Genomic DNA, 26,695 nt, shown 5'->3' with positions numbered 1-26,695 from the left:
TCCCGTGCGCTTTGCTACCTGGAATGTGAACTCCGTCCGCTCTCGGCAGGATCGAATCGTCGATTGGTTGCAGCGATCCGACGTCGACGTACTGGCGATGCAGGAAACCAAGTGCAAGGACGCACAGTTTCCGTACGAGCGGTTCACCGAGATCGGCTACGAGGTTGCCCACGTCGGGCTCAGTCAGTGGAACGGCGTGGCGATCGCGTCGCGCGTCGGCTTGGACGATGTGCAGGTCGGCTTCGAGGATCAGCCCGGATTCAGCAAGGATCCCGAGGTCGAGGCCGCAGACGAGGCCCGCGCCATCGGAGCGACCTGCAACGGGGTGCGCATCTGGAGCCTGTACGTGCCGAACGGCCGCGAGCTCGCCGATCCGCACTACACCTACAAGCTCGAGTGGCTCGCGGCCCTGAAGGCCGACGCGCAGGCGTGGGTGGCGGCGGACCCGCAGGCGCAGATCGCGCTCGTCGGCGACTGGAACATCGCTCCCACCGACGACGACGTGTGGGATCCCGCTCTGTTCGAGGGCAAGACTCACACCTCTCAGGCCGAGCGCGATGCGTTCGCGGCATTCTCCGACGCCGGTTTCACCGAGGTGACGCGGCAGTTCACTCCCGAGCCCAGGACGTTCACCTACTGGGACTACACCCAGCTGAGATTTCCGAAGAAACAAGGTCTGCGTATCGACATGGCGTTGACCTCACCTGCCCTGACGGCTCGCGTGACCGGCGCATCGATCGATCGCGAGGAGCGCAAGGGCAAGGGTGCCAGCGATCATGCGCCGGTGATCGTGGAGATCGACTGAGCCGCAGACGTCTCTGCTACTCGACGACCAGGTCCAAGAACTCCGGGTTCTGTGCCAGGTAGCGCCGTACGTAGGTGCAGATCGGCACGATGCGCCATCCGCGGTCGCGCGCGGTGTTCAGCGACGCGCGAACGAGCACTCCTGCCCAGCCGCGGTCGCCGTATTCCTCTTTGACAACCGTGTGCATCAGCGCGACGACCGATTCGTCGCCGGCTGCGTCCTCGCCGTCGCCGAACCGATAGCCGAGGATGCCGACGAGATCGTCGTTGACGAACAGATCGAATCTGTTGTGATCGGCGTTGTCTTCGATGCGGACCGAGGGGCGCTCGACCGGGATCGCCGCGTCGGAGCGGCGGTGAATGATGTGACTCATGTCACTAATGAGACCAGTGTTACTCGAGTGTCGCGGGGAAACTGCACCGATCGACGCCGGTTCGAGTCCCTACTGTGACCAGCCCTGATGTGACCGGCCAGGCAGTGCGAGTACTCAGAGAGCAACGAGCATGTCGTTGTATTCGGGGTTGGCTGCCGCGAAGCGCTGCACGTAGGTGCAGACCGGCTTGACCTTCCAGCCGTAGGACCGCGCGCTGTCGAGGGCGCGGCGAACCAGAATGCCGGCCAAGCCTTGATGACCGAAGTCCTCGGTGACGACGGTGTGCATGAAGGAGACGACATGCGTCCGTGTCGCACGGGCTCCGTTTCCTTCGACTTCGAAGAATCCGACGATGCCGACGAGGTCGCCGTTCAGTCGAAGCTCGAAGCGATTCTGGTCTTTGTTGATCGAGACATCAGCACTGGGAGAACTCGCAAGCATGGACGCCTCCTTTGCTGGGTGTGGAGTGATGGAGGAACTTCGGAACCGAGACAGGATGTGACGTGCACCACTATTAAACATGCGCGAGGTGGGTCTGTCACCTTTTCTACCAACAAACCTTCGGATGCGTAGGTTCGTCCATCGATCCCGAACCGGATGCTGGTACAGCTCATAAGTGTCCTCGTGCGCCGTTGTGATACAACAACATTCAAAGTGTCACCATGTTTTCACCAACATTCACCTTCGGCGTCTCGCCTGCCGAGACCCTGCCGATCACGGCCCGCCGGTACTGTCGTCTCTCGTGAAGTTCCTACCGCTCACGCCCAACGGCGAGACTCCCGTCCGCGCGCTGACGATCGCCGGAACCGACTCCGGCGGCGGTGCCGGAATCCAGGCGGACAGTCGCACGATGGCCCTGTTGGGCGTGCACGCGTGCGTTGCCGTCGCAGCGGTGACGGTCCAGAACACCGTCGGCGTGACGGGCTTCCACGAGATCCCGCCGGAGATCGTCGCCGCCCAGGTTCGCTCGGTGGTATCGGACATCGGCGTCGGCGCAGCGAAGACCGGGATGCTGGCGTCCACCGCGATCATCGAGGCGGTCACGGCAGTGTGCACCGAGGTGGGGATCGGCCGCGACCAACCGGTTCCGCTCGTCGTCGACCCGGTGTGCGCGTCCATGCACGGCGACCCGCTACTGCACGCCGAGGCGCTCGACGCCATCCGGCACACCCTCTTTCCCATCGCCTCACTGGTGACTCCCAACCTCGACGAGGTTCGGTTGATCACCGGCATCGATGTCGTCGACGACGCCAGCGCGCACCGCGCTGCCGAGGGGCTGCACGGATTGGGCGCGCAATGGGCGCTGGTCAAGGGCGGTCACCTCCGCACCTCGACCCACAGCACCGACCTACTGTTCGACGGCGACACCTTCCTCGAATTCACCAGCGAACGCATCGACACCGGCAACGATCACGGCGGCGGCGACACCCTCGCGGCATCGATCGCGTCGGCGCTCGCACACGGATACTCGATGCCCGACGCGGTGGCGTTCGGTAAGGAATGGGTCACCCGTTGCCTGGCCGCGTCCTATGACCTCGGTGCGGGCCACGGCCCGGTGTCACCGCTGTGGCGACTGCACGAGTCGGAGAATGCGTAGGTCGTCGGGTGCGCCCTTGATTTTCGGCGCGAAGAAGCTGCGCCGATAAGGCTTGGCGACCACGTGCAACGCGTCGAGCACCTCCGGTGACACGGCGTCGAGTGCGGCCGCAGAGATCATGATGTTGCCGTTTCCGCCGGTCTGCATGACCCGCGCTGCGACGGTCACGTCGACACCGAGCCAGTCGGAACCGACCTGACGCGGGCTGCCGGTGTGGATTCCGACTCGCATCGTCGGGGTGTAGCCGTCGACGTTCACGCTGGTGAGGGCCTCACGCGCCGCGAACACGGCGTCCACGGCTTTGCCCGCGTCGGCGAACACGGCCATGATGCCGTCGCCCAGCCTTTTCACGACGTGACCGCCGCGGAACACGACCTCTGGTTCGACGGCTTTGGAGACTTTGCGAAGCAACGTCAATGTGGCGGTATCGCCGGCGCGCAGCGACCACGACGAGAATCCGACGAGGTCGGTGAAGACGATCGTGACGTCCTCGTCGCCGCGGCCCCGGCCTGCTCGCTCGAGGATGGCCTGCCACACCTGCAGGGCACCGAGGCCGAGTTCGCGGGATGCGCCCGGTTCGTCGTCGAGTCCATTGGCAGCGAGGAACCGGTCCGCCACGCGCGCGACGGCCAGTGCGCGTCCCGGACCGTCGATCGACAGCGGGTCACCGAATGTGGGGTCGCCGGGTAACGCGCGACGCACACGCCGAACCGCCCCGACGACGGTGGGCGCTCGGTTGGTGGTGCGGACCCACTCCACCACCGAGGAGACGACTGCGTTCACAGCATCGAGCGTAACTCACGGTTACACATACTTCCCTTACCCTTCGGCGCGTGCTGCCTCGCGCGCAGCCCCGACCGGCACTCCGTTGGGGCCCTCCACCGACTGCGCGTAGACGCCGATGCCGTACGCCACGGCGGCACCGTTCTTCGCCAGCGCCGCGCGGTCGACGTTCGCCAGGGTGTCCTGATCGGTGTGGTAATTCTCGTCGAACGTCTGATCGGCCGTGCCGCCCCACTTCGCGGCCTGCTCCGCAGTCTTGTTCTCGTCCGCGCCGCTGAAGACACCGCCTGCGGGAATACCGACCTCGATGAACGGGCCGTAGTCGGATCGACCGTCGAAATCCGTGCCGTCGACGGCGATCCCGTCGGCAGCCAAATGCTCGACGAACGTGCGCTCGATGGCGTCGGACCCGGCCGGTCCCGCGGGTTCGCCCACCTTGTCGGAGTCGTCGCCGTCGTAGGCGAGATAGCCGGGGTTGTGCGAGCCGATCATGTCGAAGTTCAAGTACAGCGCGATGTTTCGCTTGTCCTCGTCGGAGAGGCCCTCGACGTACTTGGTGGAACCGACGAGCCCGTTCTCCTCGGCACCCCAGAATGCGAACCGGACCGCATTGGTCACTTCCGGTGCACTGCCCATCTGCAGAGCAGTCTCGAGTACCGCCGAGGTGCCGGTGCCGTTGTCGTTGATGCCCGGCCCCTCGAGGACGCTGTCGAGGTGGGCACCCGCGACCACCACGTTCTCGGTCGAGCCGGTGGTGGTCTGCGCGATGATGTTTCGGCTCGTGGTCGTCTCGGTCGTCGTGACGAGAGTCAGCGTGACCTCGGGGGCCGCGAGGACCGCTGCGCCGTCCTCCTGGCTGACACCGCCGGTCGGAATCTTCGCGGTCTCGGAATCGCCGAGCGTTCCCGAATCCAGTGGTCCGGGTTCGTTGTTGACGATGATCGCTGCTGCCGCACCCAATTCGGCGGCGACGGTCTGCTTCGCACCGAACGGGCACACCCCTCGCGGCACGACTGCCACCGCTCCCGTCAGGTCGAGACCGGCGTAATCGGTTGCCTCGCACCCGTCTGCCCCGGCGGGAGCGCCGACGACGCGTGCGGTGATTCCCTCGGCGGATGTGGTGGGCGAGTAGCTGAGCGCGAACACCGGAATCTCGGTGCCCGCGAGCGAGAGAGCTTGCGTCCGCGCCTCGAAGGTGTCGAACTCGAATTCGGGAGTCGTGACGTCGAATCCGGCCGATTCGAGTTGGGACACAACGTAATCGACACTCGCGTCGTATCCGGCAGTCCCGGCCGCGCGGTTGCCGTCGTGCGCGGTGGCGATGTTCTCCAGTTCCTGCAGGTGCCCGACGAGGGCATCCTCGGTGACCGCTTCCGACAGCCCGGCCCCGTCGGGTGTCGCGAAAACTCTGGCCGGTTCCTCGTCCCCCGTACCGGAGGAGGACGAGCAACCGGCCAGAATCAAGACGGTGACGGCGCTACCTGCAAGCAAGGAAATCCGCATAGCGGACACCCTACCCAGGCAGGTGTCAGGCGTCCCGGCGATTGACGACGAACACTGCCACTCCGAAGATCACCGCGGTGAAGACGACGAAGTAGATCAGGCTGCCGATCGGACCCCAGTGGAAGTCCGTTCCCGCAGATCCGCCGAGGAAATGGTCCGCGTTCTTGAATGGCAGGAACGGCTGGATCTTCTCGCCTACCTTCGGGATGATCCCGACGAGGCTCTCGATGAGCAACGGCCACAACAACAACACGGCGATTGCGCCGGCGGACTGACGAATCAGCGCACCCACGGCAACGGCCAGAACGATCTGCACGAACGCCAGAACTGCAGTGCCGTAGACGACGCGCCAGGTGCCGTCGACGTCGAAGCTCAGCAATGCGCCGGCTTCCTCACCGGCGATGGATTTGGCCAGGAACAACGCGCCGAAGGCCAGAACCAACGACAGCACGGCCCCGTACACGCCGACGATCAGTGCCTTCGCGCCGAGCACCGAGGCCCGGTTGGTGACCGCCTGGAACGTGGTTCGGATCAGGCCGAAGCGGTATTCGCTGGTGACGGTGAGAGCACCGAGGATCATCAGCACCATGATGCCGAGTCCGCCGACGCCACTACCGACGACGTCGTACGCGGTGGTCGGCGGCAGACCTTCCGGCGCATCCGGGCCGATCGCGGTCTTTGCGGCCCAACCCAGAATGGCTCCGAACCCGAGGCCGAAGACCACCACGATCGCGCTGCACCACCACGGCGACTTGGTCGAGGTGAACTTGATTCTTTCTGCTGCCAAGACGCCCATCAGAGTGCACCGCCCATTGCTTGCTGAGTGTTCTGGTCTCCGGCTCCCGAGCCGTGATATTGCACTGTGTCTCCGGTGAGTTTCATGAATGCTTCCTCGAGCGAGCCGCGCTGAGAGGCCAACTCGTGCAATGTGATTCCGGCCCGACCGGCGAGGTCGCCGATCGCGTCGGTGGTGGAGTTCAGCACCACCAGCGAGGGCTGCAGTTCGTCGGACTTGTCCGGCTCACGCACCGTGAGGCCGGCGGTGGTCAGCACCTGACGCAGGCCGTCGAGCTGTGGGCTACGGACGCGTACCGAGGCCTCGGAGGCATGGTCGATGAATTCCTGCACCGAGGAATCGGAGATCAGCTTGCCGCGTCCGATGACGATGAGATGTTCGGCCGTCTGCGCCATCTCCGAGAGCAAGTGGCTCGACACCAGGACCGTGCGACCCTCGGCTGCCAAGCGCTGCATGAACTTTCGGATCCAGACGATGCCCTCTGGATCGAGTCCGTTGACCGGCTCGTCGAACAGCAACACCTTGGGGTCACCGAGAAGAGCGCCGGCGAGACCGAGCCGCTGGGACATGCCGAGCGAGAACCCGCCCGCATTCTTCTTCGCGACTTCGGACAGGCCCACCAGCCGCAACACCTCGTCGACGCGGGACTTGGGGATGCCGTTGGAGGCTGCCATCCATTCCAGATGCGCACGCGCAGATCGGTTGGGGTGCACCCACTTGGCGTCGAGCAGAGCGCCGACGGTACGCAGTGGCTGCTTCAGGTGGCTGTAGCTCTTGCCCTCGATGGTCGCCGTCCCCGAGGTGGGGCGGTCGAGCCCGAGAATCATCCGCATCGTGGTCGACTTGCCCGCACCGTTCGGTCCGAGGAAGCCGGTCACGATGCCGGGTTTGATGGTGAAGGTGAGGTTGTCGACCGCCGTCACCGCTCCGTACTGCTTGGTCAGTCCTGTCACTTCGATCATGGGACAACTGTCCCCGATCGACGGCGTGTCCACATCGCCCCACAGTCGCGACTTGCATCATCCTTTTGGATGACACAGACCCTGAGACAGCTGAGGCCTGGCTGGGTCGTGCGGCGCATAAGCGCGGCCGCAAATGCGCGCGCGTTTGCCAGATGCGCGGGGATTCGCCCTTGTTTTCGCCACTATTCCGCGCGCGTTTCGTAAACGCGCGCGCGTTTGCTGGATACGCAGCACAACAGAAGGCGCTGCGCCGCCAACGCAGCCGCTCACGTGAATGCAGCCGCTACGTCGGCGAGCTGGCCTGCGCCCAGAATCGTTTCGGGATGCGACCTGCATGTCGGGCCTGGTAGCCGGCCGCCACCGCATGGCGCATCGCCGACGCCATCAGCGCCGGATCCTTGGCGCGTGTCACTGCGGTCGCGAGCAGCACTGCGTCGCAGCCGAGTTCCATCGCCAGGGTCGCGTCGCTCGCGGTGCCGATGCCCGCGTCGAGGATCACCGGTACCCCTGCGGCCTCGACGATCATCTCGATATTGTGCGGGTTGGCGATGCCGAGGCCGGTGCCGATGGGCGAGCCGAGCGGCATGACGGCAACGCAGCCGATGTCTTCGAGACGCTTGGCCAGCACCGGGTCGTCGGTGGTGTACGGCAGCACCTGGAAGCCGTCGTCGACGAGTTGCTCTGCAGCCTTGACCAATTCGATGGCGTCGGGCAGCAGGGTTCGCTCGTCGGCGATCACTTCGAGTTTCACCCAATCGGTCTCGAGCGCTTCGCGGCCCAGCTGCGCGGTGAGCACGGCCTCGGCCGCTCCTCGACACCCCGCGGTGTTCGGCAGCGGAGCGATGTTCAGCCGGCGCAGCAGATCCAGCACTCCCGTCCCACCCGCGGCGTCGACGCGGCGCATCGCGACGGTGGTCAGTTCGGTCCCCGACGCGACGAGGGCTTCCTCGAGGACGGCGAGGTTGGCCGCTCCCCCGGTGCCGGTGATGAGCCGCGAGGTGAAGGTGCGATCGGCAATCGTCAGGCCAGGAGTGGAGCCTGCGGAACGACCGGTACTTTCTGTCGTCATGCCCTCAACCACCTTGCACCGCCGTGAGAACGTCGATGGTCCAACCCTTTTGGACGTCGGTGGTGTCCCAACGGCTCTTGGGTAGCACGGCACCGTCGACGGCGACGGCAATGCCCTTCTCGGGCAGGCCCAAGAATTCGAGCAGCCGACGCATGGTCATGCCCTCGGTGAGCAGGTGCTCCTCGCCGTTGACGGTGATACCGATCGCAACCTGGGTCATGGTGTCCTCTCTATTTGTACGAAGCGTTCGGGTGTAGCGGCTTTCGCCTCGGGCAGTATCTCGCCCGAGATCAGCGCGGCGACGGCGTCGGCGGTGACGGGTGCGAGCAGAATGCCGTTGCGGCCGTGGCCGGTAGCGACGATCACGTTGTCGGCGAGTCTGCCGATCAACGGCAGTCCGTCGGGGCTCATCGGCCGTAATCCTGCAGCGGTTTCGTACAGTTCGTACTCGCCGATGCTCGGCATGAGTCGTTCGGCGTCGGCGATCAGGTCTCGTACCCCCGCCACGGTGACCTGGGTGTCCTCACCGGATTCGTATTGTGTTGCGCCGACGACCAATCCGTCGCCACGTGGCACCAGGTACACGGGGCGGCCGTGCACGGTTCCGCGAATGGTGCGGTGCGGCGGCGGTGCGGCGCTGGGCCGGCGACGCAGCCGCAGGATTTCGCCCTTCACCGGCCTGACCGGCAGTGTCGGCCACAGTGCGGCGCAGCGAGAACCGGCGGCCAGGACCACCTGATCGGCGTCGGGTATTGCGTCGACCGAGGTTGCCATGAACTCCACTCCGGCGTCGAGACATCCCTGCTCGAGCGCGGCGACCAGGGCTCGATTGTCGACGGACAGCTCGGTCGGTGCCAACAACCCGAGCCGAATGTTCTGCGCCAGTGCAGGTTCGAGTTCACGCACCTGCGCGCGGCCGAGAATTTCGAGCTCGTGGCCATGCTCGCTCACCCATTCGGCGATCGTGCGCAGGTCGGTGGCGTCGGCGGAATCGAGGGCGACCGTCATGGATCCGGTCGCGGAGAACACCGACGGGCCGGGGAGGCGTCCGGCGAAGTCCGGCCACCGCGCCAGCGACGCGGCACCGAGCCGTAGAAGTTCGTGTTCACCGGGCCACCCCTCGGACAGTGGGGCCAGCATTCCGCCCGCGACCCAGGATGCGCCCTTGCCCAGAGCGGGATCGCGAACGACGACCCGGTGACCGTCCCGGCTCAGGCGCAGCGCCGTCGACAGCCCGATGACGCCTCCGCCGATAACGACGATATGCACGCGATTCACGTCCTCACTCCCTGCGCCCGCATGATCGGGTTCAGGTATTGACGGTAAGGGCGGCGAACCCACTCTCAGCCCCACGATCCTCGGGACTCCCGCGATATGTCGGCCACTCCGTCGTCGGTCGCGGCTGCCATGAGAATACAGTTCGTTTCGTGCACCCAACTCAGACCGCCCGCAACCAGACTCCCCGTGAGCGTCTTGCGTCCGCTCGCCTGTACCTGTGTACCGATGCCAGGCGCGACAAGGGCGACCTCGCGCAGTTCGCCGAGGCCGCGTTGTCCGGCGGCGTCGACATCATCCAGCTGCGCGACAAGAACTCCGCCGGTGAGCGCCAGTTCGGGCCGCTCGAGGCCAAGGACGAGCTCGCTGCGCTGGCGATTCTGCTCGCTGCCACCAAGCGCCACGGCGCCTTGCTGGCCGTCAACGACCGCGCGGATCTGGCGCTGGCGTCCGGTGCCGACGTCCTGCATCTGGGCCAGGGCGACCTGCCCGTGCACTACGCGCGCCAGATTCTGGGCCCGGACGTGGTGATCGGACGCTCGACTCAGAACCGCGCGCAGTCCTCGCTCGCCGCGATCGAGGACGGCGTCGACTACTTCGCCGTCGGTCCGGTGTGGCCGACGCCCACCAAGCCCAACCGCTCGGCCGCCGGGCTGGAGACTCTGCGAGCCACGGCGGATGCGTTGCCGGAGCGGCCGTGGTTCGCCATCGGCGGCGTCGACGCGACCAATGTGGATCAGGTTCGAGCGGCGGGAGCCGAGCGCATCGTGGTCGTTCGGGCGATCACCGAGGCGCGCGATCCGCAGGCTGCTGCACGCGCGCTGGTACAGGCGTTACAGAACTGATGTCACCGGGCTGATGTCACAGAACTGACGTCACAGCCAGGCGAGCACGGCGGACGGCGAGAGCACCTGCACCGCGCCGGGCAGTCGATTCTGCAGTCCGCGGTCGGCGGTGACCAGCGCGGTCAGGTCTGTCGATCGGTGGGCCTGATCGGTGAGGGTGTCGTCGCCACTGCCGTCCGCGAGGATCACCGGGATGCGCGGGTCGTCGACAACGGCGTCGCGCGCTTGCCCCTCGAGCACGGCCTCGATGCGGGTGAGCCAGCCGTACTGGCCGCTGGGTAATTCCACCGTGCGGGGCAGTGTCGCGGCCAGCGACGTCAACAGTGCGCCCGTCGAGCCGGCGCGGTCCTTCCACCAGCCGTCGGGCCGGGAGCCGAGGACGTTGGCGGTGTCGAGCAGCACGCGCAGCGGCTCGGTACGCAGCGACGGCCAGCTCGACGCGAATCCCGGGTGCAGTGGCAGCTCGGCGACGATCGACTCCGGCACCCAACGCAGTTCGGTGCTCTCGCCGTTCGGGACAGTGGCCAGCGGGTGATCGGTATCGGCGATGACCGTGGTGTACGACCAACCGCTGGGGACTGCGGCGGTGACACGCTCGCTGCGCACGCTCAACTGTTCGGCCGCGATACCGGCTTCCTCGTGCGCCTCGCGGACCGCCGCGTGCTCGGTGCTCTCGTGCGAATCGCGGGCCCCGCCCGGCAGGGCCCACGTTCCGCCCTGATGACTCCACAGCGCGCGGTGCTGCAGCAACACCATCGGTTCGCCCGCATCGGAGGGCGCACGGAGCAGCAGACCGGCAGCACCGTGCTTGCCCCAGTGCCGAGAACCGTTCTCACCGATCACCCAACCGTCCCCGTCACCACGCATGCTCCCCACCCTAGGTGAACCGCCTCGCCGTAGTGACTGTGCTGTAGTGGCTGCAGTGCGGTCCGCCTGCTTATATGCTCGATGCGTGATCGCGGCCGGCATTACTCCCTCCGCTGCCGTCCCCCCGACAACGGCACCCCACGTCGGTGCCGCTGCAGGCAAGCCACCGGTTCGATACACGATGCGTTCGACGCCTGCGCGATTGGTCGCGATGGGTACCGCGCTGGTCGTCTTGGCGCTGACGGTCGGAAATCTTGCGTCCACGGCGGTGACCGATCGGGTGGACACTCTCGGGACACTGCTGGTGCGCACCGAGCCGTTCGCCAACTCCGCTCAGAATCTCTACGGTGCCCTGTCGGTGGCCGACGCGGCCGCCGCGTCGGCATTCATCGCCGGTGGGCTCGAGCAACCCGAAGTACGTGACCGGTACTCGCAGGCATTGGGTGAGGCGTCGTCGGAATTGATCGCCGCGTCCGCCGGGGTCACCGACGAGGACGAGGCCACCAGCGCGGTGTTGACGCAGATTGCGACCGGTTTGCCGGTGTACAGCGGGTTGGTCGAGACTGCGCGAGCGAACAATCGCAGCGGGAACCCGGTGGGTGCGGCATATCTCGGCGAGGCGTCGACGATGATGCAGTCGAGTCTGCTGCCGCTGGCCGAGAAGTTGTACACCGAGCAGGCCTCCCGCGTCTCGGCCGATCAGGAGAGGTTCACCAGTCCCCCGTACTTCGCGATCGGGTCGGTGGTGTTTCTGTTGCTGATGACCGGTCTCGCCCAGTGGTATCTGTCCCGGACGACGCGTCGCACACTCAATGTCGGTTTTCTCGGTGCCACGGCCGCTCTGGCGGGCTTGCTCGGGTGGATGTTGGTGGTGGGGTTGATCTCGTCGATCGCCACCGACCGCGCGATCGACCGCGGGGTGGTGCCGCTGAAGTCCTACACGACGGGTTTCATTCTGGCCCAGCAGGCCAGGGCGGACGAGACACTCGACCTGGCCCGCCGCGGTGGCAGCCAGGATTACGGACAGTCGTTCGCCGGCAACGTCTCTCGGCTCGCGGACATGTTCGAGGGCGATCCCGAGGTGACCGAGGCCCTGAACAACTGGTCGGCCTCGCATGCGCGCATCGATTCGGCGCTCGAGGTGGGCGACTTCAACGGTGCGGTGTCGATAGCGACCGGATCGGGGAATTCGGACTCGGCGGCCGCGTTCAATGCTCTCGACAGTGTGCTGGTCGACGGGATCGACAGTGCCCGAAGCGAACTGCGCTCCAACATCGACCGATCGGTCTGGGTCCTGTCGGGTTTGTCGAACGGTGCGTACGTGCTCACGGTCGTGGCCTCGGTGGCGTTCGGTGTCGGCCTGTTCCCGAGGCTGCGTGAGTACCTGTGAAGCGCCTGCTGGCCGCCGGCCTCGTCGCGACCGCCCTGCTCGTCGGTTGCTCACCCCCGGAAAGAATTGCGGCGCAGAACGATACGACGTTCACCGAACCTCCTCTGCCCGACGGGGCCGCCGTCGCGGCTCGGCCCACCGAGACACCGGCGGACGACGAGTGCGCCCGCCCCACGGCCAGTCTGCGGCCGCTACCGACCGGCACCGACGCGCCGCTGCCTCCGCAGCCGACCATCGATGCACTCCGCGCCAAGGGTCGCCTCGTCGTCGGTCTCGACACGGGCAGCAACCTTTTCAGCTTTCGCGATCCCATGACCGGGCAGCTGGTCGGGTTCGACGTCGACATCGCTCGGGAGATCTCACGCGACCTGTTCGGAGACCCGAACCGGTTGGACTTCCGGATTCTGACGTCCGCGCAGCGCCTCGAAGCCCTGCAGGACTCGACCGTCGACATCGTGGTGAAGACGATGACGATCACGTGCGCCCGGCGTAAGGACGTCCAGTTCTCCACCGTGTACTTCCAAGCGCAGCACCGAGTCCTGGTGGTGCAGGGCTCCGGCATCCGTGGGGTCGGGGATCTGGCGGGCAAGCGGGTATGCGCGGTGGAGGGCACCACGTCGCTGCGTCGCCTGCAGCGGGTGCAGCCGGCCGCAACCGTGGTGACCGTTCCCATGTGGTCGGATTGCCTGGTGGTACTGCAACAACGGCAGGTCGACGCCATCAGCACCGACGACGCCATCCTGGCCGGACTGGCCGCACAGGACCCCTACCTCGAGATCGTCGGCGACAGTCTGAGCCCGGAACCGTACGGCGTGGGCATCAATAAGAAGAACGAGGATCTCGTGCGCTTCGTCAACGGGACGTTGGCACGCGTCAGGTCCGACGGCACCTGGAACCGCATCTACAACAAGTGGCTGACGGTGCTCGGCCCCTCCCCCGGTCCACCCACCGCGTCGTACAGCGATTAGAGGCGCACGTCATGGACGAGGACGAACAGCAACCCACCGCCCCCGCGCAACGCACGCAGGCGGTGTCACGCGAGCAGCTCACGTCGACCGACGGTGTCGAACGCACGCAGGCGGTCTCGCGGCCGGAAGCCACGCCGACCGACGGCGTCGAACGCACGCAAGCGGTGTCGCGGTCGGAAGCCACGCCGACCGACGGCGTCGAACGCACGCAGGCGGTGTCGCGGTCGCCGGTCGACGACCGGACCGCACCGACTCCGGGGCCGAATTCGCCGGTAGGCGACGACAACTCGAAATCTCCGGTTGCCAAATCCGCAGCCGCCAGATCCAGCATGTCGCAGAGTGCATCCACTCGGGCCAGAACCGGCCGATCTCGGTCCGGTCGTTCCCGCAGCACCGGTATTCGGCGTCGTCTCGGCGGCGGCCTGGTGGAGGTCCCCCGGGTGGAGCCGATCGATCCGGCGACCGCGGTGATGTCGGATCCCACGGTGCCGCAGCACAAACGGTTCTGCTGGAAGTGCAACGCCAAGGTGGGGCGCAGCGAACCGGGCGAACCCGACATCTCGGTGGGCGTGTGCCCGCACTGCGGCACGACCTTCGATTTCACTCCGCTGCTCGAGCCGGGCGATCGAGTGGTGGGCCAGTACGACGTTCAGGGCTGCATCGCGCACGGCGGACTGGGGTGGATCTACCTGGCCATCGACCGTAACGTCAGCGACCGCTGGGTAGTACTCAAAGGCCTACTGCATTTCGGCGACGAGGAAGCCCATGCGGTCGCGGTCGCGGAGCGTCAATTCCTCGCCGAGGTAGCGCATCCCGGCGTCGTCAAGATCTACAACTTCGTCGAACAACCCCGCGGCGACGGCACTTCCGTCGGCTTCATCGTCATGGAGTACGTGGGTGGCCGTTCGCTGCGCGACATCCTGACCGCATGCGGCGACGACGCCCGCATGCCGGTCGAGCAGGCGCTGGCCTACGTACTCGAAGTGCTTCCGGCACTGGGTTATCTGCATTCGATCGGGCTGGTCTACAACGATCTCAAGCCCGAGAACATCATGGTCTCCGAGGACCAGATCAAGTTGATCGACCTCGGCGCGGTCGCGGGCATCGAGGATTACGGCTACCTGTACGGAACAGTGGGGTACCAGGCACCGGAGATCGTGAAGACCGGGCCGACGGTCGCGTCGGACATCTACACCGTCGGCCGCACCCTTGCGGTGCTGACGCTGGACATGCCGTCGAAGAACGGCAAGTACCTCGACGGCCTGCCCTCCGTCGCAGAATCGGAAGTGCTGCAGCAGTTCCCGTCGCTACATCGCCTGCTGCTTCGAGCCACCAATGCAGACCCGACGCGGCGGTTCCGGTCCGCTGACGAGTTCGCGGGGCAGGCAACCGGCGTGCTGCGCGAGATCCTGGCTATCCGGACGGGCGTCGAACGACCCGGCCTGTCCGCGGTGTTCAGCCCGCCGCGTACGACATTCGGCACTGAACAGTCGGTGGGTCGTACCGATACCTACGTCGACGGCAAAGTACGCCACGAGCGCATGACGGCGGCCGAAGTGGTTGCCGCACTGCCGGTTCCCTTGGTCGATCCCAACGATCCGAGTGCTCCCCTGCTGGCCGCCGCTGTGCACGTCGAAGCTCAGCAGACACTGGACTCACTGCAGCACGCCAAGCGGAACGGCATCGAGCGAGTGTCGGCCGGTACGACAGGTGCCACCGGTTCCGCGCCCGCGGGAGCGAGCCTGGAGATCACCCTCGCCGAGGTCAAGGCGCACCTCGATCTGGGCCACGTCGTGGAGGCCACCGACATCCTGTCGAAGGTGCAATCCGAGGACCACGCCGCCGATCCGTGGCGGGTGCAGTGGTACGCCGGATTGATCGCATTGCTCCACCACGAATACGATTCTGCGTTCACCAGTTTCGACAACGTTCTCGGAGCGATGCCCGGTGAGCTCGCACCCAAACTGGCGCTCGGTGCCACGTCCGAATTGTTGGGGCATGTCGCGCTCGGCAACGACGAGGACGCCGAGAAGTGGCGAGCCAGGGCCGAGGGCCTGTATCGGGCGGTGTGGCGCACCAACAGGGGCATCGTCAGCTCGGCGTTCGGTCTGGCCCGTCAGCTGCAGCGCCGTGGTGATCAGACCGGTGCCATCGCTGCGCTGGACCAGGTGCCGATCAGCTCGCGGCACTACTCGATGGCACGGATGACCAGTGTGCTGACCTTGCTGATGGATCGCTCGCGCGCCGAGCTGTCGGAGGCCGATTTCCGCTCTGCCGCACGGCGAGTGGCGCTGCTCCCCAAGGCGGAGAGCCGAGCGCTGCAGATGCGCACGTTGGTCCTGGCGATGGCCCTGGACTGGATCGTCTCCGGTCACGCGTCCACCGCAGAACGCGAACCGATACTCAGCGTGCCGTTCACCGAGGACGGTTTGCGGCGCGGCACCGAGAAGGGTCTGCGGGCCCTGGCCCGCAGCGCAACCGATCGCGCGCACCGGTTCTCGTTGGTGGACCTGGCGAATGCGATCCGTCCGCGTTCGCTGTTCTAGCGATACGTCAGGATCGAACCAGATCGTCCGTCGATCGGGCGATCGCCAGCTCCTCGTTCGTCGGCACCACGAGCACCGTGACGGCCGAGGATTCGGCCGAGATCACGCGAGCCTGCTTGCTACGCACCGCATTACGTTCGGGGTCGATCCGAATGCCGAAGTGTTCCAGGTTGGCCAGCGCGTCGGCGCGCACGGCAGCAGCGTTCTCGCCGACGCCCGCGGTGAACGTGAGGACGTCGAGCCGCCCGAGCCCGATCATGTACGCGCCGATGTACTTACGCAGCCGGTGGATGTACACGTCGTAGGCCAACCGGGCCGACGCGTCGCCGTCGTCGATGCGTTGTTGCAGTTCCCGGAAGTCGTTGACCCCGGACAGTCCGATCAGACCCGACCGGCGGTTGAGGAGAGCGTCGATGTCGTCGACACTCATCCCCGCGCTACGACGTAGATGCATGATCACACCGGGGTCGATATCCCCACTGCGGGTGCCCATCACCAGTCCCTCGAGCGGGGTCAGACCCATCGACGTATCGACCGCGCGGCCCCCGTCGACCGCCGATGCCGACGCACCGTTGCCAAGATGCAGCACGATCTGCTTGAGGTCCTGAAGATCGCGTTCCAGGAACCGGGCAACCTGCTCGGACACGTAGCGGTGCGAGGTGCCGTGAAAGCCGTAGCGCCTGATGTCGTGTTCGGCTGCGACGGCGGCGTCGATCGCGTACGTCGCAGCAGCGTCGGGCAGCGAATGGAAGAACGCCGTGTCGAACACGGCCACATGCGGCACGTTCGGCAGTTGCTTCCGCGCTACCTCGATACCGAGGACGTTGGGCGGATTGTGCAGCGGCGCCAGACTGCTCAGATCGGAGATCTGCTGAACGACAGCGTCGTCGATGATCGTGGGGCGATAGAACACCGTGCCACCGTGCACGACGCGATGCCCGACGGCGGTGACGTCGGACCCCAGTTCGATGCCGGCGTCGGCAAGCATCTCGAACGCGAGAGCCAACCCGTCCCCGTGGTCTTCGATGTGCTGTGTTCGCTCGGCGCTCTCGCCGCGGTAGTCCAGTTCGACGCGCCCGTCGGATTCACCGATGCGCTCGACGAGACCACTGGCCAGCGATTCGCCCGAATCGGGATCGACCAGTTGGAATTTGACCGAGGACGAACCCGAGTTGACGACGAGGATGCTCACGCCTGTGCCTCCTGCTGGGAGATACCCTGCGCCTGAATGGCGGTGATGGCGACGGTGTTGACGATGTCCTCGACCAGTGCCCCGCGAGAGAGGTCGTTGACGGGCTTGCGCAGGCCCTGCAGTACCGGCCCGACAGCGACGGCACCGGCGCTGCGCTGAACGGCCTTGTAGGTGTTGTTGCCGGTATTGAGGTCGGGAAAAATGAACACCGTTGCGCGGCCTGCCACGTCGGAATCCGGCAGCTTCGATTTCGCGACCGACGGTTCGATGGCCGCGTCGTACTGAATGGGGCCTTCCACCAACAGTTCCGGGTTTCGTTCGCGCACGATGGCCGTCGCTTGCCGCACCTTGTCGACGTCGGCTCCCGAGCCGGATTCGCCGGTGGAGTACGACAACATGGCCACCCGCGGTTCGATACCGAACTGGGCCGAGGTCTGCGCCGAGGAGATGGCGATGTCGGCCAATTGCTCGGCCGTCGGGTCCGGCACGACGGCGCAGTCGCCGTAGGCCAGTACGCGATCGGACAGGCACATCAGGAAGATCGACGACACCGTCGACACGCCCTCGGTGGTCTTGATGATCTCGAACGACGGCTTGATGGTGTGCGCGGTCGTGTGCGCGGCTCCCGACACCATGCCGTCGGCAATCCCCTTGTGCACCATCATGGTTCCGAAGTAGGAGATGTCGGCCATGGTCTCGCGGGCACGCTCGATCGTCATCCCCTTGTGCTTGCGCAGTTCGGTGTACTCCTGTGCGAATTCCTCGGTGTAATCGCAGTTCTTGGGGTCGAGGATGGTCGCCGAGTCCAGATCGACACCCAGTTCCGATGCACGGCGTCGGATCGGGCCTTCCTCGCCGAGGATCGTGAGGTCCGCGACCTGGCGTTGCAGCAGCCTTCCGGCGGCCCGCAGTATCCGGTCGTCGCCGCCCTCGGGGAGCACGATGTGCTTGCGATCGGCACGCGCTCGATGGATCAGCTGGTACTCGAACATCTGCGGCGTCGTGATGGTCGGGATGGCGATATCGAGCCGTCCCAGAAGGGTTTTGGCGTCCACCCGCTGCTCCATCAGGCCCAGAGCGGTGTCTACCTTGCGCTGAGAACCGACGGCAACACGGCCGCGGGTCTGCGCCGCAGCCGACGCGGTGTCGAAGGTTCCGAGCTCGGTGGTCAGAATCGGCAGTCTCGGACCGAGACCGGCGACCAGTCGTGCGATCGCCGGGTGCGGCTCGATGCCGCCGTTCATGATGATGCCGGCGAGAGACGGAAAGCCGTCCGCCTCATGGGCGTTGACGAGTGCGAGCAGTACGTCGGACCGATCTGCCGGCGCGATGACGACGACACCTTCGGTGAGCCGCTCCAGAATGTGCTCGGCCGTCATGCCACCGACCATCACCCGCATCGCTTCTCGCTGCAGCAACGACGAATCGCCGCTGTAGAGCGTGCCGTCCACCGCGTCGAGCAACTCCGCCATGGTCGGCGCGACGAGCAACGGGATCTCGGGCAGGCTCCACGCCGGAACGTCCACCGACGCCAATGCGTCGGTGACGGCGTCCAACTGATCCGGATCGCACCGGTTCGCCACGATGGCGGCGAGATGGGCATGATGCTGCCGCAGTTCGGCCTGGCACAGCGCCGCCAACTGGGCAATCTCGTCGGGGGTTCGATCGGACCCACGCAGCGCGAGGAGCACGGGAGCACCGAGGTTGACTGCGATGCGCGCATTGAACCCCAGTTCACTGGGACTGCCGACGTCGGTGTAATCGCTACCCACGATCACCACGGCGTCGCACTGCGCAGCCACCTCGTGATAGCGACTGACGATCTCGCTCAGCGCCGCATCCTGATCGGAATGCACCTGCTCGTAGGTGACCCCGAGAGACTGCTCGTAACTCAGATCGGCAGTGGTGTGCTCGACGAGCAGTTCGAGAATGTAATCCGGCTCGTCCGTCGAGCGGGCGATAGGCCGAAACACACCGACCCGGGCCGTCGTCGCCGCGAGCATCTGCAGCACACCCAACGCAATGGTGGACTTGCCGGAGTCGCCTTCCGGAGACGCGACATAAATACTCGAGGGATACATGTCAGCCGTCTCGGCACCGGTGGACTCAGCCATAGCCGCCAGCCTAGTAGGGGTCGTTCCGCAGGCTCCACTCCTGCCTAGTAGGGGTTGTTCCGCAGGCTCCACTCCTGCCCAACGCGGGTCGTTCCGCAGGCTCCACTCCTGCCTAGTAGGGGTCGTTCCGCAGGCTCCACTCCTGCCCAATGTGCTGGGTGTTGACATCGACCGCAGTCGAGTTGTCCCATGAGCCATGGCCGAATCACCGTTTCCGGACGTTCGTTGGGGCAGCGAGACATCGTTCATCCGCAAGCCCGCCGTGAAGTTCGCGTCGACCAAGCCCGGTTCGTGGGTGATCAGAAACCTCGCAGGCGTCGACCGCTGGTTGTTGACCAAGTCGAACGGCCGATTCACCGTCCTCGGACCGATCGCTGCCCCGGTGGTGCTGCTGACCACCACCGGACGTAAATCCGGCAAGCCCAGGACGAGTCCGCTGCTGTACTACCGGGAGGGCGATCGGATCTTCGTCGTCGGATCCAATTTCGGCCAACAACACCATCCGGCATGGACGTCGAATCTTCTGGCCGATCCGAAGGCCGTCGTCACGATCGGGGGCAGTAAAATACCGGTGACGGCCACCCGAATCACCGGCGACGAGAAGGCGCGGATCTACCGACAGTTCGACGCGATGGTGGAGGTGTACGGCGAGTACGAAACGAGGACCGACCGAGACATGCGATTGTTCGCACTCTCGGCCGATCCCCGAACTTAGACGTTCTTAGCCGAGCTTGCGCAGGCGCGGAGCGAGGTCCTTCTCGAACAGCTCGAGGAAGCGCTTCTGGTCGTGACCGGGCGCGTGGAACACCAGGTGATTCAGGCCCGCGTCGGTGTACTGCTTGACCTTCTCGACGGCCTCGTCCGGGTCCGAAGCCACGATCCAGCGCTTGGCGACCTGCTCGATCGGCAGCTCGTCGGCGGCCTTCTCCATCTCCATCGGGTCGTCGATGGAGTGCTTCTGCTCCGGCGTCAGAGACAGCGGGGCCCAGAAACGGCAATTCTCCAGTGCCAGTTCGGGATCGGTGTCGTAGCTGATCTTGATCTCGATCATCTTGTCGATCTCGCCGGCGTCGCGCTCGGCCTTGCCTGCACCCTCTTCGACAGCCGGGAGGAGCTTGTCGGTATAGAGCTCCATGCCCTTGCCCGACGTGCAGATGAACCCATCCCCCGCGCGTCCTGCATACCGCGCGACGACGGGGCCGCCGGCCGCGATGTAGACGGGGATGCCGCCCTCGGGGACGTCGTAGATCGACGCGCCCTTGGTCGTGTAGTACTCGCCCTCGAAGTCGACGCGATCGCCGAGCCACAGCTCGCGCATCAGGCGGACCGACTCACGCAGTCGTGCGAAACGCTCCTTGAATTCCGGCCATTCGCCGGTGAAACCGGTGGCGATCTCGTTGAGCGCCTCACCGGTTCCCACGCCGAGCATGATGCGGCCGGGGTAGAGGCATCCCATCGTGGCGAACGCCTGCGCGATGACCGACGGGTTGTAGCGGAACGTCGGCGTCAGAACGGACGTCCCGAGCTGGATCGTCTTCGTGCGCTCGCCGACGGCCGTCATCCAGGCCAGAGAGAACGGGGCATGACCGCCCTCGTGACGCCACGGTTGAAAGTGGTCACTGACAGTCGCGGAGTCCATACCGTGTTGCTCCGCGAGAACACCGAGTTCGACGAGCTCCCGCGGCCCGAACTGCTCCGCCGATGCTTTGTACCCGAGCTTGAGACCCTGCGCCACGCCGAACTCCTGTCGTTGGTCGTCTAGTACTTCGATTGTGCACCTGCGGCGATTAGCGGTGTGCTACTGGATCCCCAGAACGGTGACCACCGCAGCCAATACTGCTACTGCGCCGATGCCGACCGCGAAGATCCACAGGTCCCGGGACTCGGGCATGGGCGCTCCGTGTTCGAGGGCGGCACGTACTCGCATCCATCTCCGCAGTCCGATGGCGGGTGCGGCGGCCGCGAGGCCGATGAGAATCAGACCGAGTGCAGTCCGGACCCAGCCGGTGCTGAACCCGGGAACCAGATGAACGATTGCAATTCCGCCCGCGAGCAGACCGAGCGAGGTTCTCAGCCAGGCAAGAAAGGTGCGTTCACTGGCGAGGGTGAACCGCTCGTCGGGGCGCGTCACGCTGAAGCGGTGATGCGTTCGCGGATGAGTCGGGCAACGAGTTCAGGATCGTCGGGGGTGAAGACCGGCGAGATGCGGCGAATGGTGAGCACCACTGCAGTGTCCTTCTTCGGACGCATGACGTCCAGCGGGAGCCACTGGTCGGTTGTCGACGCGCCCCACAGTCGCCAACGTCCGTTCCAGTTGCCCAGCACCGCGGTGTCGACGGCGCGAATGTCGCCGTAGGGAACGAACTTCTCGATCGCGAACGGAAAGTAGTAGTGCCGCAACGTGACCCCGCCATCGTCCAAGCGCACGAGACCGTCGTCGTAGAGGACCGTCGCAGTTGTTCGCATAGTTAACGGTAGGCCTGCTCTTCACGCTCTCGCAACTGCGATCTCGAAACCTGTCGGTGGGTCGAGATAGTGTTCATTCAGTTCGAACGCATGTTCTTCGATTGCGGGTCACCGGGGGGGTGAGAAGAATGGCTGCACCAGTGGTGTCGTTGGATGCGTTGATCGCTGCCGCGTGGGAAGAGAATCGGTGTGCGGCTCGAAAGATCGCTGCCTGCTACGACTTCCACCTCACCTGTATCGCCCAGGATGTGAAGCATCGACACTACAGCCGGTACGGACGGACCGAGATGGCGGTGGCGTTGGGGTGTTCGGCGACGGTCGCCGAGGCCTACATCTCTGTTGGGGTTGCCCTGCACACTCGACTGCCGCTGGTGAAGAAAGCATTCGAGGCCGGGGAGATCGACTTCGCGCGGGTTAGGGTGGCGTGCCGGATTCTCGACAACCTCTCGGACGACATCGTGCGGTCGGTCGAGGACGAGATCGTCGAAGCCGCGCGCCGACTCTCACCGGGGCCGCTCGAGAAGGAGATCTGGGACATTCTGCTCCGGGTCGCACCGGAGGAAGCAGCAGCGTTGCGGGAATTCGCGAAGAAGTTCCGCACTGTTTCCTATGCCCCGGCTGGGGAGTTGGCCCGGATCCGAGCAGAATTGACCGCCCCCGAAGCCGCCGCCGCATGGCAGCTCCTGGAGGAAATGGCCGACACGCTGTGCCCGAAAGACCCCCGCGGTAAGCAGGAACGACTGTGTGACGCCTTCATGGCGCGGATGCACGGAGAACCCCGGTTGGTATGCCTGTGTCAACGTGAAGACTGCCCGAAGAAAAATGCAGAGCTGCCGGATCGTCGGGTGCCGTTGACGATGATCACCGTCGACATCGCAACCCTCATCGGACTGCTCGCGAATCCGGCCTATCTGGCCGGGCACGGTTCCATCGACCCCGATCTCGCACGGGAACTAGCTCGCAACAGTCAGTGGCAGATTCTGCTCACCGAAGCGGTGACGCTGGCCGAGACACTGGGGCTGGCAGTGCAGAACCCGGAAACCGGGGAATGGGAACAACGCTCGACTGATACAACTGCCGAGCCGAACACGACAGAGCCCGAGCCGGCACAGTCGAACTCGGCAGAATCGAATACAGCGGAAACGAACGCAGCGGAATCGAATACGCCAGCAACACAGACGGATACGGGCCCGACCGCGGGCACGCCCGCGGGAACGGGCGCGACAGGTACTGCAGCGACGGGTACTGCAGCGTCGGATACAACCGCGGGAATCGGCACGGTTGGGCCAACGAGAGACGCGAGCAACGTGATTGGCGAATCCAGTGCCAATGCTACTGACGATGCCGGACGTGCAGGCGTTGCCGGCGTTGATCCCGCGGACAGCTCGCAGTCCGGTATCGACGCAGCCACTCGACCCAATACTCCGGGCACAGGCACAGGCACAGGCACAGGCACAGGCACAGAGACCGGGACGGCACAAGCCGCTAGCGTCGCATCACGACCACCACTACAGTCGCCACCGGACCCAGACCCGCACCCCAGGTCAGGTTCGAGCCCACAGCTGTGTTCGGGTACGGGTTCGGTTGCACCACAAGCTCATTCGACCATCACAGACGCCCCACCCACGCCGACCGCCGACCCCAACACCCGGCAACGACGCCGGAACGCCCTGGCCTCCGCTGCAGCCCTGTTCTGTACGCACGCCCCCGTCGGCCGGGGCACACGGCACAGCTATGCCCTCGACCTGCCGTCCGCAATCCTGCGCAAAGAGCAGACGATCTACCCAGCAGGCCGGACACCCTCAGCCCACACACCGGCACACCGCACACCCTCAGGCATTTACCTCGGCCATGCATCCCTCGCCGCAGCCCTGGAAGCCGCCATCGCCGCCGACCCCACCCTCGCAAAACCTGTCCGACGCGACCCACTCACCGACCGAGCCTTGATCTACAGACCCGACGCCCTCACCACCGCCGCCGTCCGGCTACGCGACCGGCACTGCCGGTTCCCCGGCTGCCACCGACCCGCGGCACGCTGCCAACTCGACCACGTGATCCCGTTCGACCACGCCAACCCACTCGGCGGCGGCTGGACGACAGTCGACAACCTCCAATGTCTCTGCGAATACCACCACAGCGTCAAAACCGCCGGCTACTGGAAAGCGGTCATGCTCCCCGGCGGCGCCATCCTGTGGACCTCCACCTCGAAGACCACACGAATCACATTGCCCGCCGACGGAACAGCCGCACCCATCATCGGCAACGACCTCCGCCCACACATACCCACCAAACCCACACGATCCGGCATCATCACCTACCCCGACCCACCCGACAACCCGACACCCGAACCAGAACCGACCAACGAAGAAGACGAGGAGCCGCCATTCTGACCTCAGACGTCGGCCGCCCGTTCCGGTGTTCTCACCAGCGTCAGCTGCGAGGTCTCGCGCAGCGAGAATCCAATGGAGAGGTACAGCTCGATCGCGCGGATGTTCGTCGCGGCGGCATGCAGGAACGGCTCGTCGCCTCGGGCCCTGATGCCGTGACCGACCGCGCGGACCAGCTCGGTGGCCAAGCCCTGTCCACGATGGGCCGGGTCGGTACACACTGCGCTGATCTCGGTCCACCCCGGCGGACGCATGCGCTCCCCTGCCATCGCGATCAGAGCGCCGCCCCGTCGGATACCGAGGTAGGTGCCGAGCTCGATGGTGCGAGCAAGGAACGGGCCTGGCTCGGTGCGACGCACGAGTTCGAGCATCTCGGGCACGTCGTCGGCGGTCAGTTCTACCGCCTCGGCCAACGGCCGGGTCTCGAGTTCGGTCCCGACGAGTTGAACGATCCCGAAGCTGTCGACCACGGACCACCCCTCGGGTACGTCCAGCACCGGCCCCCGCAATCCCACGATGCTTCGCGGCCCGAACAGCACCGCGATGTCGTCCCAGTCCCGTGGCTGCAGGACGTCGGGATGCGCCAGAAAGGGTGAGACCTGGGGATCAACGCGAATCACTCGGCCGCGCGTGATCGCAAACCGCGACAGCGCACCCCCGAGGGAGGTACGAATGGGATTGTCGAGAGGATGAGCAGACACGTCCGTCAGCGTTCCATGTCGGGCTCGCCCAGTTGCTCACGACCCACTCCGTCACCAATACTTATACCGGTATAGTTATTCGTATCGAACCGAAAGGCACACCGTGATCGAAATCCTGCCCCCGAGCAAAATTCCCCTTGCCCGGGAAACCGGTGCACTCGTCGCCGAGATTCTCGAGACCGTCCGCGAACGCGCGACCGTCGGCACCAACCTGCTCGAGATCGACGAATGGTCCAAGGACATCATCCTCGGGGCGGGTGCGACGTCGTGCTACGTCGACTACGCGCCGTCCTTCGGGCGCGGACCGTTCGGCCACTACATCTGCACCTCGGTCAACGACGCTGTACTGCACGGACTTCCGCACGACTACAACCTGGCCGACGGCGATCTGCTGACGCTCGATCTTGCCGTGATCCTCGGCGGCGTGGCGTCGGACTCGGCCATCAGCTTCGTCGTCGGCGAGAACAAGCCGGCGGAGAGCCTTGCGATGATCGATGCCACCGAACGAGCGTTGGCAGCGGGAATTGCCGCGGCACTTCCGGGCAAGAAGATCGGCGACATCTCCCACGCCATCGGGACGGTTCTTCGCGAAGCCGGCTATCCCATCAATGTTCAGTTCGGTGGCCACGGAATCGGGTCGACCATGCACCAGGATCCGCACGTATCCAATACCGGCAGACCCGGTCGCGGCTACGGCCTTCGCCCCGGCCTGATGTTGGCACTCGAGCCCTGGGTCATGGCCGACACCGATGAGCTGGTCACCGACCCCGACGGCTGGACGTTGCGTAGCACCACCGGTTGCCGCACCGCGCACAGCGAACACACGGTCGTCATCACCGACAGCGGTGCAGAAATCATGACCCTACGTTCGTGATTCTGCGTCGGTAGGGGGTCACAGACGCTTCTCGAAGGTGTTGGAGAACGGGAGCAGTTCGTACGGCGGAAACACCGGGATTCGGGTGTAGCCGCTCTTCTCGTACAGCCGCACCGCGTCGGGCTGGCGATCACCCGTCTGCAGAATCAAGCGTCGCAGCCCCTGGTCGCGGGCCGCATTCTCGGATGCCTGCAGCAATGCGGTCGAGACTCCGGACCCGCGGTGATCAGGATGAACGAACATTCGCTTCAGTTCGAGGTCGGGGCCGTTCCACCGCAGAGCGGCATGCCCCACGGCCTGCTCGACGTTCTGCTCATCACACCGATACACGACGAATGTGCGATGCACGTCGCCTTCGTCCACGGCATTGGCCTGCGTCTTCGCCATCAAGGCCGCACGGTCCGCGTATCGGGGACCCACCTCCGATGCCATTGCTGCACGGAGCGATTCGGCGTCGGGATGGTTCCAGTCGACGGCGCGGGTGACGAGGTCTGTTCGGGACTGCGCTACATCGGTCACGCTCGATCGGACCACGCGCTACGGGCCGTCGTCAACCGCTGCAATCACGGTGAGTTTATTACTGGTCCGATCAGCTGTCGTCGTGCACCGTGACAGCGTGAACATGAACTGTCGCTGCCCACGCTGACCATCCCGACCTCCCCCACCGTCGACAGCACTTGTCACAGGAGCCACAGCCATGAGCACCGAAGCGACCGTCGTTCTTCGCATCTCCGATTCCGGGACGTCATCCTTGCAGGGATTGACACGACCGCAATTGCACGCCCTCGCCGAGGCTCTCCGCGTCGCAGCCAAAAGCTATGCACCACATGCCAAGATTCTGACGCGTTTCGACGTCCGGGTGAACGAACTCAACGCTCCCCTCGTCATCGACCTACCCGCGCGCGATGTCGTTCTCGCCGGCAAGAGCGTTCGGTTCAGCCACACCGAATTCGAGATCTTCGCCTATCTCGCCCAGCATCCTCGTGTCGTAGTGAACAGATCCGAGCTCAGTGCCTCGAACGGCGGCCGCAGTGTCGACGTCCATCTCTCCAGGGTACGAACCAAACTCGGGCAGTACGGCCGACTGATCACCACGGTCCGCGGCACCGGCTACCGATTCGATCCGGAGCCCGGGATTCGCGTCATCACCGAGCCGTCGGTGTTGCGCAGCGCCTGAGATCA

27 protein-coding genes are annotated in these 26,695 nt (G+C 65.4%); 10 read left to right on the top strand and 17 right to left on the bottom strand.

Annotated features, from left to right (window positions below):
* The first annotated feature begins 4 nt into the window (after positions 1-4).
* Positions 5-805, top strand: coding sequence for an exodeoxyribonuclease III (locus QM588_RS19480; RefSeq protein WP_283315770.1), 801 nt, complete (start codon positions 5-7; stop codon positions 803-805).
* Positions 806-821: 16 nt separating this feature from the next.
* Here QM588_RS19480 and QM588_RS19475 read toward each other — a convergent pair whose 3' ends face one another.
* Positions 822-1,178, bottom strand: coding sequence for a GNAT family N-acetyltransferase (locus QM588_RS19475; protein ID WP_283315768.1), 357 nt, complete (start codon positions 1,176-1,178; stop codon positions 822-824).
* Between the two features lie 114 nt (positions 1,179-1,292).
* Complete coding sequence (locus tag QM588_RS19470) at positions 1,293-1,619, bottom strand: GNAT family N-acetyltransferase (protein ID WP_027498479.1); 327 nt, start codon at positions 1,617-1,619, stop codon at positions 1,293-1,295.
* A 301-nt stretch (positions 1,620-1,920) separates the two neighbouring features.
* On the opposite strand from QM588_RS19470, the gene thiD reads away from it, so the two are divergent.
* Complete coding sequence (gene thiD / locus QM588_RS19465; RefSeq protein ID WP_283315767.1) at positions 1,921-2,775, top strand: bifunctional hydroxymethylpyrimidine kinase/phosphomethylpyrimidine kinase; 855 nt, start codon at positions 1,921-1,923, stop codon at positions 2,773-2,775.
* Here the strand turns inward: thiD and QM588_RS19460 are convergent.
* The 7 genes from QM588_RS19460 to thiO all read right to left on the bottom strand — a co-directional run bounded on the left by QM588_RS19460 (position 2,737) and on the right by thiO (position 9,157).
* Positions 2,737-3,558 carry an adenylate/guanylate cyclase domain-containing protein gene (locus QM588_RS19460; protein WP_027498481.1) on the bottom strand — a complete coding sequence of 274 codons (822 nt, stop codon included), beginning with the start codon at positions 3,556-3,558 and terminating at the stop codon, positions 2,737-2,739. The two genes, thiD and QM588_RS19460, sit on opposite strands and share 39 nt — an antisense overlap.
* Positions 3,559-3,594: 36 nt before the next feature.
* Positions 3,595-5,061 carry a M28 family peptidase gene (locus QM588_RS19455; protein ID WP_283315765.1) on the bottom strand — a complete coding sequence of 489 codons (1,467 nt, stop codon included), beginning with the start codon at positions 5,059-5,061 and terminating at the stop codon, positions 3,595-3,597.
* 25 nt (positions 5,062-5,086) lie between these two features.
* A complete protein-coding gene (locus QM588_RS19450) occupies positions 5,087-5,857 on the bottom strand; it encodes an ABC transporter permease (protein WP_283315764.1) in 771 nt (256 codons plus the stop codon).
* Positions 5,857-6,819, bottom strand: a complete 963-nt coding sequence (locus QM588_RS19445; RefSeq protein ID WP_283315763.1) for an ABC transporter ATP-binding protein — start codon at positions 6,817-6,819, stop codon at positions 5,857-5,859. Before QM588_RS19445 ends, QM588_RS19450 begins: the two co-directional genes overlap by 1 nt.
* Before the next feature lie 283 nt (positions 6,820-7,102).
* Complete coding sequence (locus QM588_RS19440) at positions 7,103-7,888, bottom strand: thiazole synthase (RefSeq protein WP_283315760.1); 786 nt, start codon at positions 7,886-7,888, stop codon at positions 7,103-7,105.
* Between the two features lie 4 nt (positions 7,889-7,892).
* The gene (thiS, locus tag QM588_RS19435; RefSeq protein ID WP_283315759.1) at positions 7,893-8,108 is read right to left on the bottom strand and encodes a sulfur carrier protein ThiS; all 216 of its coding nucleotides are present in this window, start codon (positions 8,106-8,108) and stop codon (positions 7,893-7,895) included.
* Positions 8,105-9,157, bottom strand: a complete 1,053-nt coding sequence (gene thiO / locus QM588_RS19430) for a glycine oxidase ThiO (protein ID WP_283315910.1) — start codon at positions 9,155-9,157, stop codon at positions 8,105-8,107. The genes thiS and thiO overlap by 4 nt, the downstream gene beginning before the upstream one ends.
* 158 nt (positions 9,158-9,315) lie before the next feature.
* On the opposite strand from thiO, the gene thiE reads away from it, so the two are divergent.
* Positions 9,316-10,008, top strand: coding sequence for a thiamine phosphate synthase (thiE, locus tag QM588_RS19425; protein ID WP_135041518.1), 693 nt, complete (start codon positions 9,316-9,318; stop codon positions 10,006-10,008).
* A 30-nt stretch (positions 10,009-10,038) separates the two neighbouring features.
* On the opposite strand, the gene QM588_RS19420 is transcribed toward thiE, so the two are convergent.
* The gene (locus QM588_RS19420; protein ID WP_283315754.1) at positions 10,039-10,875 is read right to left on the bottom strand and encodes an NUDIX hydrolase; all 837 of its coding nucleotides are present in this window, start codon (positions 10,873-10,875) and stop codon (positions 10,039-10,041) included.
* An 85-nt stretch (positions 10,876-10,960) separates the two neighbouring features.
* On the opposite strand from QM588_RS19420, the gene QM588_RS19415 reads away from it, so the two are divergent.
* Genes QM588_RS19415 through QM588_RS19405 form a run of 3 tightly spaced genes read left to right on the top strand, consistent with a single transcriptional unit; the run spans position 10,961 to position 15,779 of the window.
* A complete protein-coding gene (locus tag QM588_RS19415) occupies positions 10,961-12,265 on the top strand; it encodes a hypothetical protein (RefSeq protein WP_283315753.1) in 1,305 nt (434 codons plus the stop codon).
* Complete coding sequence (locus QM588_RS19410; RefSeq protein WP_283315752.1) at positions 12,262-13,233, top strand: glutamate ABC transporter substrate-binding protein; 972 nt, start codon at positions 12,262-12,264, stop codon at positions 13,231-13,233. Before QM588_RS19415 ends, QM588_RS19410 begins: the two co-directional genes overlap by 4 nt.
* A gap of 11 nt (positions 13,234-13,244) precedes the next feature.
* The gene (locus tag QM588_RS19405; RefSeq protein WP_283315750.1) at positions 13,245-15,779 is read left to right on the top strand and encodes a serine/threonine-protein kinase; all 2,535 of its coding nucleotides are present in this window, start codon (positions 13,245-13,247) and stop codon (positions 15,777-15,779) included.
* A 7-nt stretch (positions 15,780-15,786) separates the two neighbouring features.
* On the opposite strand, the gene QM588_RS19400 is transcribed toward QM588_RS19405, so the two are convergent.
* Both QM588_RS19400 and pta read right to left on the bottom strand, forming a co-directional pair.
* Positions 15,787-16,971, bottom strand: coding sequence for an acetate kinase (locus tag QM588_RS19400; protein ID WP_283315748.1), 1,185 nt, complete (start codon positions 16,969-16,971; stop codon positions 15,787-15,789).
* On the bottom strand, positions 16,968-19,085 hold the full coding sequence (gene pta / locus QM588_RS19395; RefSeq protein WP_283315746.1) for a phosphate acetyltransferase: 2,118 nt from the start codon (positions 19,083-19,085) through the stop codon (positions 16,968-16,970). The genes QM588_RS19400 and pta overlap by 4 nt, the downstream gene beginning before the upstream one ends.
* Before the next feature lie 196 nt (positions 19,086-19,281).
* Here pta and QM588_RS19390 point away from each other — a divergent pair, with 196 nt between their 5' ends.
* On the top strand, positions 19,282-19,800 hold the full coding sequence (locus tag QM588_RS19390; RefSeq protein ID WP_283315744.1) for a nitroreductase/quinone reductase family protein: 519 nt from the start codon (positions 19,282-19,284) through the stop codon (positions 19,798-19,800).
* A 6-nt stretch (positions 19,801-19,806) separates the two neighbouring features.
* Here QM588_RS19390 and fgd read toward each other — a convergent pair whose 3' ends face one another.
* From fgd to QM588_RS19375, 3 genes are all read right to left on the bottom strand, one after another.
* Positions 19,807-20,820, bottom strand: a complete 1,014-nt coding sequence (gene fgd, locus QM588_RS19385; protein WP_027498496.1) for a glucose-6-phosphate dehydrogenase (coenzyme-F420) — start codon at positions 20,818-20,820, stop codon at positions 19,807-19,809.
* Between the two features lie 63 nt (positions 20,821-20,883).
* Positions 20,884-21,216 (bottom strand): YidH family protein, encoded by a 333-nt coding sequence (locus QM588_RS19380; protein ID WP_283315741.1) that lies wholly within the window; start codon positions 21,214-21,216, stop codon positions 20,884-20,886.
* Positions 21,213-21,551: a hypothetical protein gene (locus QM588_RS19375; protein ID WP_283315740.1), complete on the bottom strand. Its 339-nt coding sequence runs from the start codon at positions 21,549-21,551 to the stop codon at positions 21,213-21,215. Before QM588_RS19375 ends, QM588_RS19380 begins: the two co-directional genes overlap by 4 nt.
* 128 nt (positions 21,552-21,679) lie before the next feature.
* Here QM588_RS19375 and QM588_RS19370 point away from each other — a divergent pair, with 128 nt between their 5' ends.
* A complete protein-coding gene (locus QM588_RS19370; RefSeq protein ID WP_283315738.1) occupies positions 21,680-23,941 on the top strand; it encodes an HNH endonuclease in 2,262 nt (753 codons plus the stop codon).
* Positions 23,942-23,943: 2 nt separating this feature from the next.
* Here the strand turns inward: QM588_RS19370 and QM588_RS19365 are convergent, their stop codons facing one another.
* Complete coding sequence (locus QM588_RS19365) at positions 23,944-24,639, bottom strand: GNAT family N-acetyltransferase (protein WP_283315736.1); 696 nt, start codon at positions 24,637-24,639, stop codon at positions 23,944-23,946.
* A 103-nt stretch (positions 24,640-24,742) separates the two neighbouring features.
* Between QM588_RS19365 and map the strand changes: the two genes are divergently transcribed.
* Positions 24,743-25,513, top strand: a complete 771-nt coding sequence (gene map / locus QM588_RS19360) for a type I methionyl aminopeptidase (RefSeq protein ID WP_283315735.1) — start codon at positions 24,743-24,745, stop codon at positions 25,511-25,513.
* A gap of 18 nt (positions 25,514-25,531) precedes the next feature.
* On the opposite strand, the gene QM588_RS19355 is transcribed toward map, so the two are convergent.
* Positions 25,532-25,945 carry a GNAT family N-acetyltransferase gene (locus tag QM588_RS19355; protein ID WP_283315908.1) on the bottom strand — a complete coding sequence of 138 codons (414 nt, stop codon included), beginning with the start codon at positions 25,943-25,945 and terminating at the stop codon, positions 25,532-25,534.
* A gap of 265 nt (positions 25,946-26,210) precedes the next feature.
* Between QM588_RS19355 and QM588_RS19350 the strand changes: the two genes are divergently transcribed.
* Positions 26,211-26,690: a winged helix-turn-helix domain-containing protein gene (locus QM588_RS19350; RefSeq protein WP_283315734.1), complete on the top strand. Its 480-nt coding sequence runs from the start codon at positions 26,211-26,213 to the stop codon at positions 26,688-26,690.
* Positions 26,691-26,695 lie beyond the last annotated feature (5 nt).

Source organism: Rhodococcus sp. IEGM 1354, from assembly GCF_030056855.1.
GTDB lineage: Bacteria > Actinomycetota > Actinomycetes > Mycobacteriales > Mycobacteriaceae > Rhodococcoides.
This window is presented reverse-complemented; position numbering and strand designations above follow the sequence as displayed.

Excerpts from the sequence above, each read along its gene's own strand:
- pta (WP_283315746.1), bottom strand. The coding sequence starts at position 19,085 with ATGGCTGAGTCCACCGGTGCCGAGACGGCTGACATGTATCCCTCGAGT.
- QM588_RS19450 (WP_283315764.1), bottom strand. The coding sequence starts at position 5,857 with ATGGGCGTCTTGGCAGCAGAAAGAATCAAGTTCACCTCGACCAAGTCG.
- QM588_RS19420 (WP_283315754.1), bottom strand. The coding sequence starts at position 10,875 with ATGCGTGGTGACGGGGACGGTTGGGTGATCGGTGAGAACGGTTCTCGG.
- thiS (WP_283315759.1), bottom strand. The coding sequence starts at position 8,108 with ATGACCCAGGTTGCGATCGGTATCACCGTCAACGGCGAGGAGCACCTG.
- QM588_RS19440 (WP_283315760.1), bottom strand. The coding sequence starts at position 7,888 with ATGACGACAGAAAGTACCGGTCGTTCCGCAGGCTCCACTCCTGGCCTG.
- QM588_RS19390 (WP_283315744.1), top strand. The coding sequence starts at position 19,282 with ATGGCCGAATCACCGTTTCCGGACGTTCGTTGGGGCAGCGAGACATCG.
- QM588_RS19355 (WP_283315908.1), bottom strand. The coding sequence starts at position 25,945 with ATGGCATCGGAGGTGGGTCCCCGATACGCGGACCGTGCGGCCTTGATG.
- QM588_RS19375 (WP_283315740.1), bottom strand. The coding sequence starts at position 21,551 with ATGCGAACAACTGCGACGGTCCTCTACGACGACGGTCTCGTGCGCTTG.
- QM588_RS19470 (WP_027498479.1), bottom strand. The coding sequence starts at position 1,619 with ATGCTTGCGAGTTCTCCCAGTGCTGATGTCTCGATCAACAAAGACCAG.
- QM588_RS19445 (WP_283315763.1), bottom strand. The coding sequence starts at position 6,819 with ATGATCGAAGTGACAGGACTGACCAAGCAGTACGGAGCGGTGACGGCG.
- QM588_RS19405 (WP_283315750.1), top strand. The coding sequence starts at position 13,245 with ATGGACGAGGACGAACAGCAACCCACCGCCCCCGCGCAACGCACGCAG.
- QM588_RS19475 (WP_283315768.1), bottom strand. The coding sequence starts at position 1,178 with ATGAGTCACATCATTCACCGCCGCTCCGACGCGGCGATCCCGGTCGAG.
- QM588_RS19370 (WP_283315738.1), top strand. The coding sequence starts at position 21,680 with ATGGCTGCACCAGTGGTGTCGTTGGATGCGTTGATCGCTGCCGCGTGG.
- QM588_RS19350 (WP_283315734.1), top strand. The coding sequence starts at position 26,211 with ATGAGCACCGAAGCGACCGTCGTTCTTCGCATCTCCGATTCCGGGACG.
- QM588_RS19455 (WP_283315765.1), bottom strand. The coding sequence starts at position 5,061 with ATGCGGATTTCCTTGCTTGCAGGTAGCGCCGTCACCGTCTTGATTCTG.